At 53.5% G+C, this 19,454-nt stretch carries 19 protein-coding genes; 3 read left to right on the forward strand and 16 right to left on the reverse strand.

The window, feature by feature from the left end; all coding sequences use genetic code 11:
• Window positions 1-48 precede the first annotated feature (48 nt).
• On the reverse strand, window positions 49-1,152 hold the full coding sequence (gene asd, locus A7098_RS17825; RefSeq protein ID WP_105281194.1) for an aspartate-semialdehyde dehydrogenase: 1,104 nt from the start codon (window positions 1,150-1,152) through the stop codon (window positions 49-51).
• A gap of 192 nt (window positions 1,153-1,344) precedes the next feature.
• Here asd and yhgN point away from each other — a divergent pair, with 192 nt between their 5' ends.
• Window positions 1,345-1,938: an NAAT family transporter YhgN gene (yhgN, locus tag A7098_RS17830; RefSeq protein ID WP_001002547.1), complete on the forward strand. Its 594-nt coding sequence runs from the start codon at window positions 1,345-1,347 to the stop codon at window positions 1,936-1,938.
• 56 nt (window positions 1,939-1,994) lie between these two features.
• On the opposite strand, the gene gntU is transcribed toward yhgN, so the two are convergent.
• The 5 genes from gntU to A7098_RS17855 all read right to left on the reverse strand — a co-directional run bounded on the left by gntU (window position 1,995) and on the right by A7098_RS17855 (window position 6,949).
• Window positions 1,995-3,335, reverse strand: coding sequence for a gluconate transporter (gene gntU, locus A7098_RS17835; protein WP_000105942.1), 1,341 nt, complete (start codon window positions 3,333-3,335; stop codon window positions 1,995-1,997).
• 3 nt (window positions 3,336-3,338) lie between these two features.
• Entirely contained in the window at window positions 3,339-3,866 is a 528-nt protein-coding gene (gene gntK, locus A7098_RS17840) for a gluconokinase (RefSeq protein WP_000108328.1), read from the reverse strand.
• Window positions 3,867-4,004: 138 nt separating this feature from the next.
• A complete protein-coding gene (gntR, locus tag A7098_RS17845) occupies window positions 4,005-5,000 on the reverse strand; it encodes a gluconate operon transcriptional repressor GntR (RefSeq protein ID WP_000730250.1) in 996 nt (331 codons plus the stop codon).
• 93 nt (window positions 5,001-5,093) lie between these two features.
• Window positions 5,094-5,789, reverse strand: a complete 696-nt coding sequence (gene yhhW, locus A7098_RS17850; protein WP_000639800.1) for a quercetin 2,3-dioxygenase — start codon at window positions 5,787-5,789, stop codon at window positions 5,094-5,096.
• A 122-nt stretch (window positions 5,790-5,911) separates the two neighbouring features.
• Entirely contained in the window at window positions 5,912-6,949 is a 1,038-nt protein-coding gene (locus A7098_RS17855) for an oxidoreductase (protein ID WP_032226680.1), read from the reverse strand.
• 475 nt (window positions 6,950-7,424) lie between these two features.
• On the opposite strand from A7098_RS17855, the gene yhhY reads away from it, so the two are divergent.
• The gene (gene yhhY / locus A7098_RS17860) at window positions 7,425-7,913 is read left to right on the forward strand and encodes an N-acetyltransferase (RefSeq protein ID WP_032226681.1); all 489 of its coding nucleotides are present in this window, start codon (window positions 7,425-7,427) and stop codon (window positions 7,911-7,913) included.
• A 60-nt stretch (window positions 7,914-7,973) separates the two neighbouring features.
• Here yhhY and ggt read toward each other — a convergent pair whose 3' ends face one another.
• A complete protein-coding gene (gene ggt / locus A7098_RS17865) occupies window positions 7,974-9,719 on the reverse strand; it encodes a gamma-glutamyltransferase (protein WP_105281195.1) in 1,746 nt (581 codons plus the stop codon).
• A gap of 120 nt (window positions 9,720-9,839) precedes the next feature.
• On the opposite strand from ggt, the gene A7098_RS17870 reads away from it, so the two are divergent.
• Complete coding sequence (locus A7098_RS17870) at window positions 9,840-10,280, forward strand: DUF2756 family protein (protein WP_000826139.1); 441 nt, start codon at window positions 9,840-9,842, stop codon at window positions 10,278-10,280.
• Here the strand turns inward: A7098_RS17870 and ugpQ are convergent.
• The 9 genes from ugpQ to livH form a co-directional block, all read right to left on the reverse strand.
• Window positions 10,267-11,010 carry a glycerophosphodiester phosphodiesterase gene (ugpQ, locus tag A7098_RS17875; protein ID WP_105281196.1) on the reverse strand — a complete coding sequence of 248 codons (744 nt, stop codon included), beginning with the start codon at window positions 11,008-11,010 and terminating at the stop codon, window positions 10,267-10,269. The two genes, A7098_RS17870 and ugpQ, sit on opposite strands and share 14 nt — an antisense overlap.
• Window positions 11,007-12,077: a sn-glycerol 3-phosphate ABC transporter ATP binding protein UgpC gene (gene ugpC / locus A7098_RS17880; RefSeq protein WP_105281197.1), complete on the reverse strand. Its 1,071-nt coding sequence runs from the start codon at window positions 12,075-12,077 to the stop codon at window positions 11,007-11,009. The genes ugpQ and ugpC overlap by 4 nt, the downstream gene beginning before the upstream one ends.
• Window position 12,078: 1 nt before the next feature.
• Complete coding sequence (gene ugpE / locus A7098_RS17885) at window positions 12,079-12,924, reverse strand: sn-glycerol-3-phosphate ABC transporter permease UgpE (protein ID WP_000572164.1); 846 nt, start codon at window positions 12,922-12,924, stop codon at window positions 12,079-12,081.
• Window positions 12,921-13,808 (reverse strand): sn-glycerol-3-phosphate ABC transporter permease UgpA, encoded by an 888-nt coding sequence (ugpA, locus tag A7098_RS17890; protein WP_000099289.1) that lies wholly within the window; start codon window positions 13,806-13,808, stop codon window positions 12,921-12,923. Before ugpA ends, ugpE begins: the two co-directional genes overlap by 4 nt.
• Window positions 13,809-14,029: 221 nt before the next feature.
• Window positions 14,030-15,346, reverse strand: a complete 1,317-nt coding sequence (ugpB, locus tag A7098_RS17895; RefSeq protein ID WP_105281198.1) for a sn-glycerol-3-phosphate ABC transporter substrate-binding protein UgpB — start codon at window positions 15,344-15,346, stop codon at window positions 14,030-14,032.
• Between the two features lie 398 nt (window positions 15,347-15,744).
• Entirely contained in the window at window positions 15,745-16,458 is a 714-nt protein-coding gene (gene livF, locus A7098_RS17900) for a high-affinity branched-chain amino acid ABC transporter ATP-binding protein LivF (RefSeq protein ID WP_000416891.1), read from the reverse strand.
• A gap of 1 nt (window position 16,459) precedes the next feature.
• Complete coding sequence (livG, locus tag A7098_RS17905) at window positions 16,460-17,227, reverse strand: high-affinity branched-chain amino acid ABC transporter ATP-binding protein LivG (protein ID WP_105281199.1); 768 nt, start codon at window positions 17,225-17,227, stop codon at window positions 16,460-16,462.
• Window positions 17,224-18,501 carry a branched chain amino acid ABC transporter permease LivM gene (gene livM, locus A7098_RS17910; RefSeq protein ID WP_000803774.1) on the reverse strand — a complete coding sequence of 426 codons (1,278 nt, stop codon included), beginning with the start codon at window positions 18,499-18,501 and terminating at the stop codon, window positions 17,224-17,226. The genes livG and livM overlap by 4 nt, the downstream gene beginning before the upstream one ends.
• Window positions 18,498-19,424, reverse strand: coding sequence for a high-affinity branched-chain amino acid ABC transporter permease LivH (gene livH, locus A7098_RS17915; protein ID WP_001295111.1), 927 nt, complete (start codon window positions 19,422-19,424; stop codon window positions 18,498-18,500). The genes livM and livH overlap by 4 nt, the downstream gene beginning before the upstream one ends.
• Between the last annotated feature and the right edge of the window lie 30 nt (window positions 19,425-19,454).

Consider the following 19,454-nt stretch of genomic DNA (forward strand, 5'->3'; position numbering starts at 1 on the left):
TACGCACTAAAAGGGGCGGCATTGCGCCCCAGATTTAATGAATAAAGATTACGCCAGTTGACGAAGCATCCGGCGCAGCGGCTCCGCTGCACCCCACAGCAACTGGTCACCCACGGTAAAGGCTGACAGAAATTCTGGCCCCATATTCAGTTTACGCAGGCGGCCTACAGGCGTGGTCAGCGTGCCAGTAACGGCTGCTGGGGTTAGCTCACGCATAGTGATTTCCCGATCGTTTGGTACGACTTTCGTCCACGGATTGTGAGCCGCCAGCAGTTCTTCCACGGTCGGAATCGATACATCTTTTTTCAATTTGATGGTGAATGCCTGACTATGGCAGCGCAATGCTCCGACACGCACGCATAAACCATCTACCGGAATCACAGAAGATGTGTTGAGGATCTTGTTAGTTTCCGCCTGCCCTTTCCATTCTTCGCGGCTCTGACCGTTATCAAGCTGTTTGTCGATCCACGGAATCAGGCTACCCGCCAGCGGAACACCAAAGTTATCCACCGGCAACTCGCCGCTGCGGGTTAAGGTCGTGACTTTGCGTTCAATATTGAGAATAGCAGAGGACGGGGTTGCGAGTTCATCCGCCACATGACCATACAGTTGGCCCATCTGGGTTAACAACTCCCGCATATGTCGCGCACCACCGCCGGAAGCCGCCTGGTAGGTTGCAACGGAAACCCAATCAACAAGATCATTGGCGAATAAACCGCCTAACGACATCAACATCAGGCTTACGGTACAGTTACCGCCCACAAAAGTCCTGATGCCTTTATTTAATCCGTCAGTAATGACGTCCTGATTGACTGGGTCAAGGATGATGATGGCGTCGTCTTTCATGCGCAGAGACGATGCTGCGTCAATCCAGTAACCTTGCCACCCGTTCTCACGGAGCTTTGGATAGATTTCGTTGGTATAATCGCCGCCCTGACAGGTTACGATGATATCGAGGGCCTGCAGCGCCTCCAGATCAAAGGCATCCTGAAGTGTGCCGGTAGTACCGCCAAAGGACGGTGCAGCCTGACCAGGCTGGGAAGTCGAAAAGAAGACAGGGCGAATGGCGTCGAAGTCGCGCTCTTCAACCATGCGTTGCATGAGAACGGAGCCGACCATACCGCGCCAGCCGATAAAACCAACATTTTTCATAAGCGTTTTTTTCCTGCAAAGATGTGTGCTGTATATATGTGCCGGTGTCCTCGTGGCACATCTTTCACCATACAAAAAGCAGCCAAAGTCGCAAGTGAAATTAATCAATGATAGCGAAGCAATCAGTAATGCGACTTATCCTGCTTTCATAGCACGCAGAAAGTCCAACGCAATTATCAGGGAACTTGAGTTATGAATGAAATCATTTCTGCAGCAGTTTTATTGATCTTGATTATGGATCCGCTCGGAAACCTACCTATTTTCATGTCCGTACTGAAACATACTGAACCGAAAAGACGTCGGGCAATCATGGTGCGAGAGTTGCTTATTGCTCTCCTGGTGATGCTGGTGTTCCTGTTTGCGGGTGAGAAAATTCTGGCATTTCTTAGCCTACGGGCGGAAACCGTCTCCATTTCTGGCGGCATCATTCTGTTTCTGATCGCCATTAAGATGATTTTCCCCAGCGCCTCGGGAAACAGCAGCGGGCTTCCGGCTGGTGAAGAGCCGTTTATCGTGCCATTAGCCATTCCACTGGTCGCCGGGCCGACGATTCTCGCCACGCTGATGTTGCTGTCTCATCAGTACCCCAATCAGATGGGGCATCTGGTGATTGCCCTGCTGCTGGCCTGGGGCGGCACATTTGTCATCCTGCTGCAGTCATCGCTATTTTTACGTCTGCTGGGCGAGAAAGGGGTGAATGCACTGGAACGCCTGATGGGATTGATTCTGGTGATGATGGCAACCCAGATGTTCCTCGACGGCGTTCGGATGTGGATGAAGGGGTGACGGGGATAATTTCTCGAAAGGAGCCCGGTAGCGTCAGAACTACCGGGCGAACAAACTTAACTCAACAGCTGGAACGCAATCATCCCGACGATAGCACCGACAGTGCCAAGGATGGTTTCCATCATGGTCCAGGTTTTCAGCGTTTCGGCTTCGGTCGCGCCGGTAAATTTACCGAACAACCAGAAACCAGCGTCGTTAACGTGGCTGACAACAATCGAACCACCGGCGATACAAATCGACAACGCCGCCATTTGCGCACCGGAGTAGTTCAGTTGTTCAATAACCGGCATCACCAGTCCCACCGCCGTTAAGCAGGCAACGGTGGCAGAACCCTGAATGATGCGCACTGCAGCGGCCAGCACGAAGCAGGTGATCGCAATCGGCAGCCCCATCCCGGTTAACGCTTCGCCCAGTGCCGGACCTACGCCAGAATCAACCAGTACCTGTTTGAACACGCCACCTGCACCAATCACCAGCAGAATGATTCCCGCCGGTTGCAGCGCGTGACCGCAAATCTCCATCACTTTGTCTTTCGGCATACCCTGACGCATCGCCAGACCATAAATCGCCACCAGACAAGCAACCAGAATCGCGGTAAACGGATGACCGATAAACTCGAACCATTCATAAGCGGTAGAGCCTTCCGGCACAAAACGCGCGGCAATGGTTTTAAGACCTACCAGCACCAGCGGCAGCAGGATCAGCGACAGGCTGAATCCGAAAGATGGCATTTTTCCTTCGCCGAGATGCGGTTCGCTGATGTCGTCAGGAATATGCAGTTCCACGTAGCGGCTGATGAAATTACCCCACAGCGGCCCGGCAATAATCATTCCCGGAATTGCCGCACACAGGCCAATCAAGATCATCCAGCCAAAGTCGGCGTTCATCTGCGATGCCAGCAGCATTGGCGCTGGCCCCGGCAGTAAGAACGCCGCCGCTGCCGCCACACCGGCGAATAACGGGATAACCAGTTTCACCAGGTTCGTGCCAGTATGGCGCGCCATTGAGAAAGCAACGCTAATCAGCAGAACAATCGCCACTTCAAAGAACAGCGGTAGCGCACAAACCAGCCCAGCAAGGCCAATGGCATAATGAGCGCGGCTGTGGCCGAAGGATTTGAGCATTTTGACGGCAATCTGATCGACTGCGCCGGTTTCATGTAAGATCTTGCCAAACATGGCTCCCAGAGCGACAACCACCGCCAGGAAGCCGAGGGTGCCTCCCATCCCTTTTTCCATCGTCGCTGCGATTTTATCGAGCGGCATACCGGAAAAAAGGCCAGCCCCCATAGACACCACCATCAAAGCCAGGAAGGCGTGCATACGCGCCTTCATGACTAAAAACAGCAGCAGTAAAACAGACCCTACTGCTGTTAAAACAAGCGTTAATGTACTCACTACTTATTTGCCTTTTTTAATAACCTCAATGGTGCTTGCCACAACACCTTCCAGTGGCTGATCGATATCCACCACCAGTACATCGGTTTCGTCCGCACCCGGTTCCTGCAGCGTTTCAAACTGCGTCACCAGCATTTGGGTTTTAAAGAAATGGCCTTTACGCGCTTTCAGGCGGCTTTCAATCACATCAAAATCGCCTTTCAGGTAGATGAAGGAGAGATTCGGATTACCCGCGCGTAGCAGGTCGCGATAGTGCTTTTTCAGTGCAGAACAGACGATCAGCGACACTTTATTGGTGCGCTGCATGGCAAACGCGGCGTCGTTCAGTGCCTGTAACCACGGTTTGCGATCGTCATCATTCAACGGTTCACCGGACGCCATTTTTTCGATATTGCGACGCGGATGGAGGAAATCGCCATCAAGAAACGCGGCATGAAGTTGATGCGCCACTTCACTGGCGACCGCAGATTTGCCGCTGCCCGATACGCCCATCAAGACGTAAATGTGGTGATCATGGTTAGTCGTGCTCAAAGTGGTGCCCCCACAATACAAGAATTAAAAATGTTACGGGTAACTGTTATCGGTAACATTGTCCAGCCGGACAAAATCAGAAGCAATATCCATCCGTGCCTTAAGTGTATAAGTGTGAGCTACTTCAAATTTGTGAGCTTAAATAGATCCGCCCGGTGACAAGGTGAAACCTAAATCTAACATTTTCGGTGTCACTGCTTCGCCACGAATACGCGCCAGCAGGCGTTCAGCGCCAATGCTGCCCATCCGCTCACGCGGTGTCAGCACACTCGCCAGCCGTGGCTCCATCACCTGACCAATATCGTGACCGTGGAAACCGGCAATCGCCATATCGTCAGGAATTTTCAGCCCCAAACGCTGACATTCAAACGCCGCGCCGACAGCCAGGTCATCGTTGGTACAGAATACGCCATCCAACTGCGGATATTCCCTCCGCGCCTGGCGAATCAGTTCAATACCTGAAGAGTAAGAAGAAGATTGTTCAACCATCACGCTATATGGCACCAGGCCTGCATCCAGCATCGCCTGTTCGTATCCCTTCTGTTTGATGATAGTACGTTCGTCGAGACGTGCGCCGAGATAGGCAATGTGACGATGCCCGCGAGCAATAATGGCGGTGGTCATCTGGCGTGCCGCTTCAAAGTTATCAAAACCGACGGCGATATCGAGGCACGGTGATTTACTGTCCATCAGTTCCACCACCGGAATACCTGCCACTTCAATCATCTTTAAGGTGCGCGGCGTGTGGGTACGTTCGGTGAGGATCAGCCCGTCGATATTCCAGGAGAGCATCGATTCGAGACGTTCTTGCTCCATTTCCGGTTTATAACCGTAGTGCGCCAGCATAGTCTGATAACCGTGCGCGTCGGTGACGCTTTCGATGCCGCGTAATACTTCCGCGAAAACCTGGTTGGTGAGAGAAGGTAACAGGACACCAATTGCCCGGCTGGTAGCATTTGAGAGGATATCGGGCGCGCGGTTGGGAATATAACCCAGTTCATCAAGAGCGGCGGCAATCTTGCCGCGTAAGGCGACGGAGACCTGCTCCGGGTTGCGTAAAAAACGGCTGACCGTCATTTTGGTCACGCCTACACGGTCAGCCACATCCTGAAGTACGGGTCTTTTCTTTTTCATCGTCCTGAAGGGTACAAAAGGGATAGATTCCTTTAGTTTACCACGGACGCATCACAACCTTCCTGATTCCTCAGGAAGGTTTGTGAGATAAATTTAGACTGGCGGTAAATCGAACAGCAGGATTTCACTGTCGCTATCGGCGTGGACGGAGATTGCCTGCTCATCCCAGATTGCCAGACCATCGCTGGTAGAGGCTTTGACACCGTTAATGGTGACATTGCCTTTTACTACCTGGATCCAGACGCGGCGTTCAGCGGCAATCTGATGTATCGACTGCTCATCTTTTACCAGCGCCCAGCGGTAAAGTTCCATATCCTGATACACTTTCAGCGAACCATCACGCGCATCCGGCGAAAGAACCAGCTGTTTGCCCTGCACGGCATCAAAGCGACGCTGTTCATAACGCGGCGTAATCCCATTTTCTTCTGGCATGATCCAGATCTGATACAGATGCAGACGCTCGGTGCTGCTGGGGTTGTACTCTGAGTGACGAATACCCGTACCCGCACTCATTATCTGAAACTCGCCCGCCGGAACATGCTCTTTATTGCCCATGCTGTCCTGATGCTCAACAGTACCTTCCAGCACGTAGGTCAAAATTTCCATATCTTTATGTGGGTGAGTGCCGAAGCCCTGCCCTGCTTCAATCACGTCGTCGTTAATCACGCGCAGCGCGGAGAAGCCCATAAAATTCGGATCGTAATAGTTGGCAAAAGAGAAAGTGTGCCAGGAGTCCAGCCAGCCATGATTTGCATGACCACGTTCATTTGCTTTGCGTAAGTAGATCATTTGTATTCACCCCCTGAATGTTTTCGATGGGCTTAGTGTGGACCCGATCCGCCTGGGATGATAGAGGGTGAAAATTGACCCCTCTGTTCAAAAAAATTGAACTATTCGAGGAGCCATCAAACTTACTTCGCGAGAGTCACTGTGGAGGGAGAGACTTGTTCAAAACCGCGTTCAAGGATTTCCAGATTAGTAAGAACTTCAGATTCCTTGACGTAATTTGGTGCACCGGTGGTGATGGTTTGATGCAGCGCATCGTAGACGCGTCCGTAATCTCCCACCTCCGGCGTCATCTCTTCTCTTACCGTCACGCCCTCGTCATTGACATACTCCAGCACACCGACCGAATCATCCGCTGCGAATCCCGGTTCGCCCGGCATAATATTAGCCTTCAGGCTGGTTTCCTGCTGGTCGATACCGTATTTAATAAATGTACCTTTCTTACCGTGAACGATAAATTTCGGATAATCGATTTTCACCAGATGGCTGGTTTTGACGATGGCTTTCAAATCACCATAAAACAACTGCGCTTCAAAGGTGTCGTCCGGATTGGCTTTATTACGCAGGCTGCGAATGTCGTAAGCCACATGATCCGGGCGACCGAACAGCGAGATAATCTGGTCGAGGGTATGCACGCCAAGGCCATAAAATGCACCATCTTGCGGCAGCCCTGGTTTAGTTTCTGCCACCGGGCGGTAGTAGTCAAAATGGCTTTCCACTTCAACAATCTCCCCCAGCTTGCCGCTTTCAATCGCTTTTTTCGCCGTCAGGAAGCAAGAATCAAAGCGGCGATTCTGATACGGCGTGACGGTCAGCCCTTTGCTTTTTGCCAGCGCAAACAGCTCTTTCGCCTGCGCAAGCGTAGGGGTGAACGGTTTTTCAACCAGCACATTTTTCCCGGCTTCCAGCGCGCGCTTCGCGTACTCGAAGTGGCTATCAGAGTGAGTGCAGACGACAACCAGCTTAACGTCAGGATCGTTTAATACTTCGTCGAGATCGCTGGTGAAATGGATATGCGAGTAGACAGGAGCCTGTTCTTCCGGCTTCGCATGGCGGCGGAAAATATGCGCGACATGCCAGCTATCCTTGCGGTTAAGTACATACGGCAGATGGTAACGGGTGGTGCTTTTGCCGAAGCCAATAAAGGCGCAGTTAATGACCATGATTTCGTCCTTTTATAAGGTGGTTAGTTACACCTTAACGCAAAGCGGACGTGGTTCCTATGCCTGTGCTTCAGTACGTCAGATTGTTGGCAAAGTGCACTTTGATCATGCCGGATGCGGCGTGAACGCCTTATCCGACCTACGGTTCGGGCACAGGTTTGTAGGCTGATAAGCGTAGCGCATCAGGCAATTTTGCATTTGTCTCAACACGAGCACTTCCCGTGGGCAAAATAGCAAGTCAGCCTGGCAGGAACGAAAGCAAAAAAAAGCCAGCACCCGGCTGGCTAAGTAATACTGGAAGCAATGTGAGCAATGTCGTGCTTTCAGGTTCTCCGCGAGGGTCTTCCTGATTGCGAGACAATAATAATCATTCTCATTCGCACTTGTCCAACACTTTTTGCAAAAAAATGCATTTGACTCGCATTTGAAAGTCAATGATGTTGAAAGGGACATTTACCCCAAAGAGGACAGAGGAATGAGTGAGATAGTGATACGCCACGCTGAAACGCGCGATTACGAGGCCATTCGGCAAATCCACGCCCAGCCGGAGGTGTATTACAACACGCTACAGGTGCCTCATCCTTCCGATCATATGTGGCAGGAGCGACTCGCCGATCGTCCCGGCATCAAACAGTTAGTCGCCTGTATTGATGGAACCGTCGTGGGTCATCTCACCATTGACGTGCAGCAACGCCCGCGCCGCAGTCATGTTGCCGATTTTGGTATCTGCGTCGACTCCCGCTGGCACAATCGCGGCGTCGCCAGCGCCCTGATGCGAGAGATGACTGAAATGTGCGACAACTGGCTGCGGGTAGATCGTATTGAACTAACCGTGTTTGTCGATAACGCCCCGGCAATTAAGGTCTATAAAAAATACGGTTTTGAGATTGAAGGAACTGGTAAAAAGTACGCGTTGCGAAATGGTGAATATGTCGATGCGTATTTTATGGCGCGGGTGAAGTAAAGAATTTGCAATCTAAGTTGGTCATTTAAGCCCTCACCTACCGGGAGAGGGCTTAAGATATTAATACCCCGCCGTTAAATCATCCACCGAGCGCGGGTCGGATGCCCCATACAACTCACCGTCCGGCCCAACCATAATGCTTTGTGTACTGCCCATCGCCTCTTTCAGCGCCACTTTCTGACCTTTTTCTTCCAGCAGCTTGAGCGTATCCGGGCTAAATCCTTTCTCGACGCGCAGCTCGTCCGGTAACCACTGATGGTGGAAACGCGGCGCATTGGTCGCTTCGGCAACGTTCATTCCATAATCGATGCTGTTCACCACCATTTGCAGCACGGTGGTGATAATCCGGCTCCCGCCTGGGCTACCGGTAACCAGCCAAGTTTTACCGTCTTTCACCACAATGGTTGGTGACATCGACGACAGCGGACGTTTGTTCGGCCCGACGGCGTTAGCATCACCGCCCACCAGCCCGTAAACGTTCGGCACACCCGGTTTGGCGGAGAAATCATCCATCTGGTTATTAAGCAGAATACCGCTCTCGCCCGCGACAATACCCGTACCGAAGGTGGTGTTCAGCGTATAGGTCACCGCCACCGCGTTACCGTCTTTATCCACCACTGAGTAATGGGTTGTTTGATTGCTCTCATAAGGCGCAAGTTTGCCTGGGCGAATTTCGCTGGACGGTTTCGCTTTGTTGATATCAATTTGATCGGCAATGGATTTGGCATAGGCTTTATTGGTCAGCGCCTGCCACGGAACTTTGACAAAATCCGGGTCGCCAAGATATTCCGAGCGGTCGGCGTAGGCGTATTTCTCAGCTTCAGCCATGATTTGCATCGCGTCGGCACTGCCAAAGCCGTATTTCTTCATATCGAAGTTTTCCAGGATATTGAGGATCTGCACGATGTGAATCCCGCCGGAGGATGGCGGTGGCATGGAGTAAACCTGATACCCGCGATAATCGCCGCTTATTGGTGTGCGTTCGACCGCTTTATACGCCGCTAAATCCTCTTTGGTAATTAAGCCGCCGTTTTTCTGCATCTCCTGGGCAATCTGTTCCGCTATCGTGCCTTTGTAGAATTCGTCCGGGCCGTTTTCGGCAATCATCTCCAGGCTCTTTGCCAGGTTCGCCTGCACCAGCTTGTCGCCCTTTTTCAGCGGCTCGCCCTCTTTCCAGAAGATAGCCTTGCTGTTTTCGTGATTCGGCAGCACTTCACTGCCGTAGGTTTTGAGATCGTCGGCCAGCGCGTCGTTAACGATAAAACCATCACGCGCCAGTTTAAACGCCGGTTGCACCACTTTGTTCAGCGGCATAGTGCCGTACTTCTCCAGCGCCAGCGAGAAGCCTGCGACCGTGCCAGGCGTACCGGAGGCCAGATGCGAAGTGAGTGATTTTTTGCTGTCCGGATTGCCCTGGTCATCGAGAAACATATCGCGGGTCGCTTTGGCGGGTGCCATTTCGCGGAAATCGATAGCGGTTGTATTGCCATCCTTAGTGCGGATCAGCATAAAACCACCGCCGCCCAGATTCCCCGCCTGCGGATGCGTTACCGCCAGCGCGTAGCCCACCGCCACGGCGGCATCAACGGCATTCCCGCCCTCCTTTAGAATATCTACTCCCACTTGGGTGGCAGTGGCATCGACAGACGCCACCATCCCCTGCTTCGCGCGCACCGGATGGAAGACATCTTCCTCCACGCCATACGAGACCGGCGGCGGCGCAGGTGGCGCGGCAACAACACTAAAACAACTTCCTGAGAGCAGAGCAGCAATGGCCACCCGGCGTAAAAACGTCGGTTTTATCATCGTTATTCTCCAGTTATGTGTGGGGCAACCCCAGCTAAGCCTGGTATATAACTCTGAATTAATCATCGTTTTGCCGGGAAGCGAGTAAACTTAAAGGATATCTTCAGAGGAGGATACGCGATGAAACGACTTCTGCTTTTGACGGCACTCCTGCCGTTCGTCGGCTTTGCACAGCCCATTAATACTCTGAACAACCCTAACCAGTCGGGGTATCAGATCCCCAGTCAGCAACGGATGCAAACCCAGATGCAGACCCAGCAAATCCAGCAAAAAGGGATGCTGAATCAGCAACTGAAAACGCAGACGCAATTACAGCAGCAACATTTAGAAAATCAGATTAACAGTAACTCGCAGCGGGTATTGCAGTCGCAGCCGGGGGAGCTAAATCCCGCCCGGCAGCAAATGCTGCCCAACACCAACGGCGGGATGTTAAACAGCAACCGTAATCCGGATAACTCGCTGAATCAGCAGCATATGCTGCCGGAGAGGAGAAACGGCGACATGCTGAATCAACCCAGCACGCCGCAGCCTGATATTCCGTTGAAAACTATTGGGCCGTAAAGTTCGGATCAATCACGTCAATCGCATCGGTACAAATGCAATCCACGCCCCAGCGCAGCAACTCTGCCGCGCGCTGGGGTTTGTTGACGGTATACACCAGAATCCGTAATCCGGCGTCTTTCAACTGCCTCACTCGCGCTTTATCGAGCAACTTATGATTGAGATGAATAGAGACGCAGCCCAGCCGCATAGTCAGTTCTCGCCAGTCGTCGCGCCACTCATCAAGCAACAAACCGCGCGGCAGTTCCGGTGCAGCCTGTTGTGCAGCTTCTAAAGCATCAATCTCAAACGATGACAGCAGCGGCGGCGTCATAGCAGTCCAAAGTTCACGCGACGCCAGCGCCACCATTTTGCCCGTTAATGGTCCAGTGCCAGTGGTGGGTTTGATTTCGATATTCGCCATCATCCCGTGTTCACGACAGCGTTCCGCCACCTGCGAAAGCAACGGTAGCGGCTCACCTTTAAACATTTTGCTGTACCAACTGCCCGCATCCACGCGCAGTAAATCCTGCCAGTTCAGTTCACCCGCGACGCCCCAGCCGTTGCTGGTACGTTCGAGATTGTCGTCATGGAGCAAGAAGATCTCGCCATCTTTCGATAACTTCGCGTCAAATTCGATCATCTTATGACCGTATTTTGCCCCCACATCGATTGCCGCCAGGGTGTTTTCCGGCGCCAGTTTACCGCCGCCACGATGGGCGACGATGCGGGGATAAGGCCAGTTACTCATACTCGTTGTCCTGTTTCACCATCAAAAAGATGTAGCTGATTTTCCGGCAGATGCAGCCACAGCGTACTGCCTGCCATCGGGCGCTCCTGATGCGCCAGTCTTACCACCAGCTTCTGTTCGCCCCAGCGTCCGTGCGCCAGGTTATCTGCACCGAGGATCTCCAGCGTGTCCATCACCAGCGGCACGCCGCCTTCTGCCTGCGAGCTTAACGCAATATGTTCCGGGCGAATACCGAGGGTCATTTTACGTCCGGCATACTGCCGGTAGCTACCGTTTAGCGGCAGCGCGATACCGCCGTCCAGTTCGAAGTACGTGCCTTCGTTATTCACGCGGCCTGTCAGCAGGTTCATCGCCGGGCTGCCGATAAAACTCGCCACAAACAGGCTGGCGGGCTTTTCGTACACTTCAACTGGCGTGCCAATCTGTTCGGCAACGCCGCCGTTCATCACCATTACTCGCTGGGCGAGGGTCATCGCCTCAACCTGATCGTGAGTAACGTAGAGTGAAGTCGTTTTCAGGCGACGGTGCAATTGCTGCAACTCAAGGCGCATCTGCACGCGCAGCTTGGCATCAAGGTTCGAGAGCGGCTCATCAAACAAAAATACCGCCGGATCGCGCACAATCGCGCGCCCCATTGCCACGCGCTGGCGCTGCCCGCCGGAAAGCTCACGCGGGCGGCGCTTAAGCAGGCCGTCCAGTTCCAGAATGCGTGCCGCTTCTTGAACGCGCTCGGCAATTTGCTGCTTGCCCATGCCGCGAATTTTCAGCCCCCACGCCATGTTTTCTTCGACGCTCATATGCGGATAAAGCGCGTAGTTCTGGAACACCATCGCAATCCCACGATCTTTCGGCTCCATTTCGGTCACACGCTCATTGTTGATCCAGATATCGCCTTCCGTTACCCGCTCCAGCCCGGCAACCATGCGCAGCAGCGTGGATTTCCCGCAGCCAGACGGCCCGACCATCACGATAAATTCGCCATCCGCCACATCAAGGGTCAGCGGTTTAATGACCTGGGTTTTGCCATCCCAGCTTTTGGTTACTGCCTGTAATTTCAGTCCTGCCATCTTATTTCTCACTATCGACCAGGCCGCGCACGAAGGCACGCTGCATCACTAAAACAATCACTACTGGTGGGATCAGAGTTAACAACATCGCCGCCATCACCGAGTTCCATTCCGTGGTGCCTTCGCCTGTGGCAATCATCCCTTTGATCCCTGCAACGGTAGTGCCGAGATCAACGTCGGTAATAATCAGCAGCGGCCACAGATACTGGTTCCAGCCGTAGATAAAGGTGATCACAAACAGCGCCGCCAGATTGGTTTTCGACAACGGAAAAACAATGTCGCAAAAGAAGCGCATTGGCGACGCGCCGTCGATCCGCGCGGCTTCCACCAGCTCATCCGGCAGCGTCATAAAGAACTGGCGGAACAGGAAGGTGGCGGTCGCCGAGGCCATCAGCGGCAGCGTTAAACCTGCATAGCTGTCGAGCATCTTCAGATTGGCAATGACTTCTACCGTCGGGAAAATACGCACTTCAACCGGCAGCATCAGGGTGATAAAAATCATCCAGAAGAAGAGGTTACGCAGCGGAAAACGAAACCAGACAATAGCAAATGCCGAAAGCATCGAGACGGTAATTTTGCCGAGCGTAATGCTGAACGCCATCACGAAGCTGTTAAGCAACATCCGCCAGAACGGCGCGCTATTCGTGCCTACCCCGTTCACCCAGATGTTGTGGATGTTTTCCAGCAGATGTGTGCCAGGAATTAGCGTCATCGGCGCGGCGTAGACGGCTTGTTTATCCAGCGTTGCCGCGACAAACGCCACGTACAGCGGGAAGAGGATCACCGCGATCCCGAGGATCAGCATGGTATGGCTGAATATCGTCAGCCACGGACGGTTCTCAATCATTGGTAACGCACCTTGCTTTCAACATAGCGGAACTGCACCACCGTCAGCACGATGACGAGGAACATCAACACCACCGACTGCGCGGCAGACGAAGCCAGATCCAGCCCGGTAAAGCCTTCGCGGTAGATCTTATAAATCAGCGTCGTGGTAGCCTGAACCGGCCCGCCGGACGTGGCGGCGTCGATCACCGGGAAGGTGTCGAAGAAGGCGTACACCAGGTTCACCACCAGCAGGAAGAAACTCACCGGAGCGATAAGCGGCAGAGCAATCTTAAAGAAGCGGCGAATCGGCCCTGCACCGTCGATGGCTGCGGCTTCGATCAACGAACGGGGAATGGATTGCAGCGCGGCATAGAAGAACAGAAAGTTGTAGCTGATTTGCTTCCACACCGAGGCAAACACCACCAGGAACATCGCCTGACCGCTGTTTTGCGCGTGGTTCCAGTCGTAGCCGAACTCGGCGAGAAAATGGGTAATCAGCCCGCGACCGGGGTTAAACAGGAAGATCCACAATACGGCGGCAACGGCGGGTGCCACAGCGTAAGGCAGCAGCATTAAGGTTTGATAGAAACGGCTGCCGCGCACGATGTACTCCACCAACGCCGCAAAGAACAGCGACACCAGCAAACCACTGACGGTGACAAAGGTGCTGAATTTTATCGTCGTCCAGAAGGAGTCGAGATAGTAGCTGTCATGAAACAGCGTGACGAAGTTATCCAGACCGACAAACTGGCTGGAGAAACCAAACGGATCGACGCTTTGTAGCGAGTACCACAACGCTTCGCCCGCAGGCCAGATAAAAAAGATAACGGTGATGATGAGCTGCGGCGCGACCAGCAGATAGGGCAGCCAGCGCGAGCGGAACACCGGACGGGATGATGACATAAATAAACTCTTCGTGTTGTGTTCCCCTCACCCCGACCCTCTCCCCAAAGGGGCGAGGGAGAAAGGCGGTGCGGCGTTTTGCCATTGAGTCAACTTCGCTCTACCACGCCGGGTGGTTCCCTTCGCCTTCAGTACGAAGTGACAAACCGACACGGCACTTTTCCACCACGCCGATCGGTCCCCTCTCCCTTAGGGAGAGGGTTAGGGTGAGGGTAAGAGAATTAAGACTTCGTAGACTGCTCAAAGCGGCGCAGTAACTGATTCCCACGCTCAACGGCAGTATCCAGCGCCTGCTGTGGCGTCTTCTTGCCGGTCCACACGCTCTCCAGCTCTTCATCCACAATCACGCGGATCTGCGGCATGTTGCCCAGACGCAGCCCTTTGGTGAACGGCAACGGCGGTTTGTTCAGCATCTGACGCGTCGCGGTATCCGCCCCTGGGTTTTTCTCGTAAAAGCCCTGCTCACGGGTCAGGTCATACGCCGCTTTGGTGATCGGCAGATAACCGGTTTTCTGATGCCATTCAGCAGCGTTTTCTGGCTTCGCGAGGAAGTCGAGGAACTTCGCCACGCCGGTATACGTTTCTTTATCTTTGCCCTGCATCACCCACAGGCTGGCTCCGCCGATAATGGCATTTTGTGGCGCATCTTTCGCATCGGCGTCGTAAGGCATCATGCCTACGCCGTAGTTGAATTTGGCGTACTCGCGAATGTTGGCAAGAGAACCGGAAGAGGCGGTGGTCATCGCGCAATCACCGTTATAGAACTTCTCGGTGGATTCATCCTTACGCCCGACATAGCTGAAGTCGCCCTTCTTGTTCATCTCCTCGAGCATGGCGATGTGTTTCACCTGCTCCGGCTTGTTGAACTCCAGCACCGCATCTATGCCGTCAAAGCCGTTGTTTTTGCTGGCAAACGGTAGACCGTTCCAGGCGCTAAAATTTTCCAGTTGGATCCAGCCCTGCCAGCCGCTGGCGTAGCCGCACTTCATACCGGAGGCTTTCAGTTTCGCGGCATAGTCCGCCAGATCCTGCCAGGTTTTCGGCGGCTGTTCCGGGTCTAACCCCGCTTTCTTGAAAGCGTCTTTGTTGTAATAGAGAACGGGAGTCGAGCTGTTGAACGGCTGGGAGAGTAAGTGGCCGGTTTTGCTGTCGGAGTAGTAACCTGAAACCGTCGGCACAAACTGCGACTCATCGAAGTTAATCCCCGCCTCTTTAAACACGTCATATACCGGTTTAATGGCTTTCGACGCCATCATGGTAGCGGTGCCAACTTCATAAACCTGCAAAATAGCCGGCGCGTTGCCGGTACGAAATGCGGCAATCCCCGCGCTTAAATTCTGTTCGTAGTTGCCTTTGTAGGTCGGTACAATTTTGTAATCCGGGTTTTCGGCGTTAAAACGTTGAGCCAGAGAATCCACCTCTTTACCCAGTTCCCCTTCCATAGAATGCCAGAACGGAATGGTCGTCACTGCCTGTGCATTCCCCATTAACGCCAGTCCGAGCGCCAGTGCTGAAGCTGTATAATGTAACGGTTTCATCGTTTATCTCTCTTGTTGTACCGAATGCGCGAATTCACGCGTTTTATGCTCGCGGGGTAACATGACATGCTCGAATTACAGAAAAATAACTTTTTTGTTACATTTGTAAGATAGTAAGGTGTCAGAAAGATGACAAGGCAGTGACGGCGCGGGTGAGGGAAAATGGGAGATGGGACACGGATAAGCGGGAAAATATAGAAGGTCTGAATCAAACTCTACAGATTGCTCATCGTTTCATGCCGGATGCAGCGTAAACGCCTTATCAGGCCTACAAGCTCGTGCAAATTCAACATATTGCCACTCACCCAGTAGGCCTGATAAGCGCAGCGCATCAGGCATTTTTACATTTGTCAGCTGTCTCAAAGGAGTCTTTTGACTCCTTATCAATCAACGTGTTATTACCCGCCTAAATACGCGCTTCTCACCGCTTCGTTCGCCAGCAGCGCGTCGCCGGTATCGGAGAGCACCACATGGCCGTTTTCCAGCACGTAGCCGCGATCCGCCAGCTTTAGCGCCTGGTTGGCGTTCTGCTCGACGAGGAAGATAGTCATCCCCTGCTCGCGCAGCTGCTCGATGGTGTCGAAAATTTGCTGGATGATAATCGGCGCAAGGCCGAGCGATGGCTCATCAAGCAACAACAAACGCGGGTTGCTCATCAGCGCACGACCAATCGCCAGCATCTGCTGTTCACCGCCGGACATGGTGCCCGCCCGCTGAATACGGCGCTCATGCAGACGCGGGAACAGCTCATACACCCACTTTATACGCTCCTGAAACTGGTCGCGTTCGGCAAAGAAGCCGCCCATTGCCAGGTTCTCTTCCACCGTCATTCGTGAGAAGACACGACGCCCTTCCGGGACAATCGCTACCGCTTCACGCATGATTTTCGCCGTCTGCCAGTCGGTAATGTCTTTATCATCAAACACAATTCGCCCGCTGGTGGCGCGCGGGTCGCCGCATAATGTGCCGAGCAAGGTGGTTTTCCCCGCCCCGTTCGCGCCAATGAGGGTGACAATCTCGCCCTGATTGATATGCAGGCTCACCTCATGCAGCGCCTGGATTTTGCCGTAGTGGGCGCTGACTTTGTCAAAGGACAACATGACTTTTTCCATCTTATGCCTCACCTAAATAGGCACGGATCACGTCCGGGTTATTACGGATTTGCTCCGGCGTGCCGTTTGCCAGCGGCGTCCCCTGATTGACCACGTAAATTCTGTCTGAAATCCCCATCACCAGCTTCATATCGTGTTCAATCAACAAGATAGTGGTGTTGTGATGGTTACGCAGTTCGGCAATCAACTCATCCAGCTCTTTGGTCTCTTTCGGATTAAGACCTGCCGCCGGTTCGTCGAGCATTAAAATCTCCGGCTGCGTCACCATGCAGCGGGCAATCTCCAGGCGACGCTGGTCACCGTAGGCCAGGTTACTCGCCTGACGGTTAGCGTGTTCCAGCAAACCAATGCGCTCAAGCCAGGTTGCGGCTCGATCGAGCGCCTCACTTTGGGCGCGACGGAAAGAAGGCGTTTTCAACAGGCCAGAGAACAGCCCGGTTTTCAGTTGCTGATGCTGCGCCACCAACAGGTTTTCAATCACCGTCATTTCGCGGAACAGACGCACGTGCTGAAAAGTACGCACCACCCCCATACGGGCGATTTGCTGACCCGCCAAACCTTCCAGATGCTGATCGCGCAGTAAAATGGCGCCGCCAGTGGGTTTGTAGAATCCGGTCAGGCAGTTAAAGACCGTGGTTTTTCCGGCACCGTTAGGGCCGATTAACGAGACGATCTCCTGCGGGTACAGTTCGAGATTGACGTTATTCACCGCCAGCAGGCCGCCGAAGCGCATCATCAGGCCGTTAACAGATAATAATGGCTGATTCATGCCTGCTCTCCTTTCGTTTCGCCGTTTTTCAGCTTCAGTTGCGGGCGCGTCATGGGCAGCAAGCCCTGCGGACGCCAGATCATCATCAGCACCATCAAACCACCGAGCATTAACATGCTGTATTCGTTGAAATCACGCATCAACTCGCGCGACACCACCAGCAAAATTGCCGCCAGGATCACCGCGAACTGCGACCCCATGCCACCGAGCACCACTATCGCCAGCACAAATGCCGATTCGGCAAAGGTGAAGGATTCCGGGCTGACAAAGCCCTGGCGCGCAGCAAACAGCGTTCCGGCAAAACCCGCAAACGCGGCGCTGATGGTAAAGGCGGTCAGCTTGATACGACGTGGGCTTAAGCCCAGCGAACGGCAGGCGATCTCGTCTTCACGCAACGCTTCCCACGCACGCCCCAGCGGCATCCGCAGCAGGCGGTTAATGACGAACAAAGAGAACACTACCAGCAGCAAGGCCACCAGGTAGAGGAAGATGACGCGATCGGAGGGATCGTATTTCAGGCCAAAGAAATTACTGAACGTATCCCAGCCGCCTTCGCGGGCGGTACGGCTGAACTCAAGGCCGAAGAAGGTCGGTTTAGGGATCTGGCTGATACCGTTCGGACCACCGGTAATTTCGGTGTTATTGAGCAGCAATATGCGCACAATTTCGCCGAAACCGAGGGTAACGATCGCCAGATAGTCACCGCGCAGACGCAGCACCGGAAAACCGAGCAGGAAGCCCGCCGCCGCTGCCATTAATCCGGCAATCGGCAGGCAAGTCCAGAAGCCAAGACCGTAATAGTGATTGAGCAGCGCAAAGGTGTAAGCGCCGATGGCGTAAAAGCCGCCGTAACCGAGCACCAGCAAACCAGAAAGCCCTACCACCACGTTCAGCCCGAGGCCGAGGATAATGTAGATCATGGTCAGAGTGGCAATATCCACCGTCCCACGTGACACCATAAACGGCCACGCTACCGCAAGCACCAGCAGCGCCACGAGGAACAGCTTTTGCTTCACCGTGGAACCATCAATCGCTGGCAGAATAAACTTCGGCCCTGAAACGCTTTTTAGCCCTTTCTGGAAAGCGGGTCGCACAAGCTGGAAGAAAAAGACCACCGCCGTGCCGATAAATACCCACTGCCAACGGATGTCTGAAGCACTGTCAACCACCAGTTTGGTGCCATCCAGTTCCAGTTGCACGCCCATAAAGATGCCCGCCAGAACAAAGAACATAGCGGCAGAAAGCAGCGCCATTGCAATATGCATCGGTTTCATACTTTCTCTACCTCCGGGCGACCCAGAATACCTGTCGGCATCACCAGCAGAACCAGAATCAATAAGGCAAATGAGACCACATCTTTATATTCCGTACTCAAATAAGCCGAAGAGAGCGCCTCCGCAATCCCCAGAATCAACCCGCCAATCATCGCCCCCGGAATACTGCCAATCCCACCGAGCACCGCTGCGGTAAAGGCTTTCATCCCGGCCATAAAGCCGATATAGGGGTTAATCACGCCGTAGAACTGACCGAGCAGAACGCCCGCCACCGCCGCCATCGCCGCGCCAATCACAAAAGTCAGCGCAATCACCCGGTCGGTGTTGATGCCAAGCAGGCTCGCCATTTTCAGATCTTCCGCGCAGGCACGACACGCGCGCCCCATGCGGGAATAGCGAATGAAAATCGTCAGCGCCAGCATGGCGAGGAAGGTAACAATCCAGATCACCGCCTGCATGGTAGTAATAGAGGCAGAGAAGTTTTCGCTATGCCCCACCACCCACTGACCGTTAAACAGGCTGGGCAGCGCCACGTCGCGCGAACCTTCGGTCAGGCTGACGTAGTTTTGCAGGAAGATGGACATGCCGATTGCAGAAATGAGGGCAATCAGGCGCTTAGAGTTGCGCACCGGGCGGTAAGCCACCCGTTCGATACTCCAGCCGTAGGCGCTGGCAATGACGATTGCGCCGACAAATCCCGCCGCTACCAGTAGCCAGCCGGTATCAATGCCCATCATCATCAGTGCAGCGATGATCATAAAGGAGACGTAGCTGCCAATCATGTAAACCTCGCCGTGGGCGAAGTTGATCATGCCGATAATGCCGTAAACCATGGTGTAGCCGATGGCTATCAGCGCGTAGGTACTGCCCAGCGTGACGCCGTTAAACATCTGCTGTAAGAAATACAAAAACTGCTCAGACATAAGGTAACCTTTCTAAACCCGCCCGCATTT

Source organism: Escherichia sp. MOD1-EC7011 (assembly GCF_002965005.1).
GTDB classification, from domain to species: Bacteria; Pseudomonadota; Gammaproteobacteria; order Enterobacterales; family Enterobacteriaceae; genus Escherichia; species Escherichia ruysiae.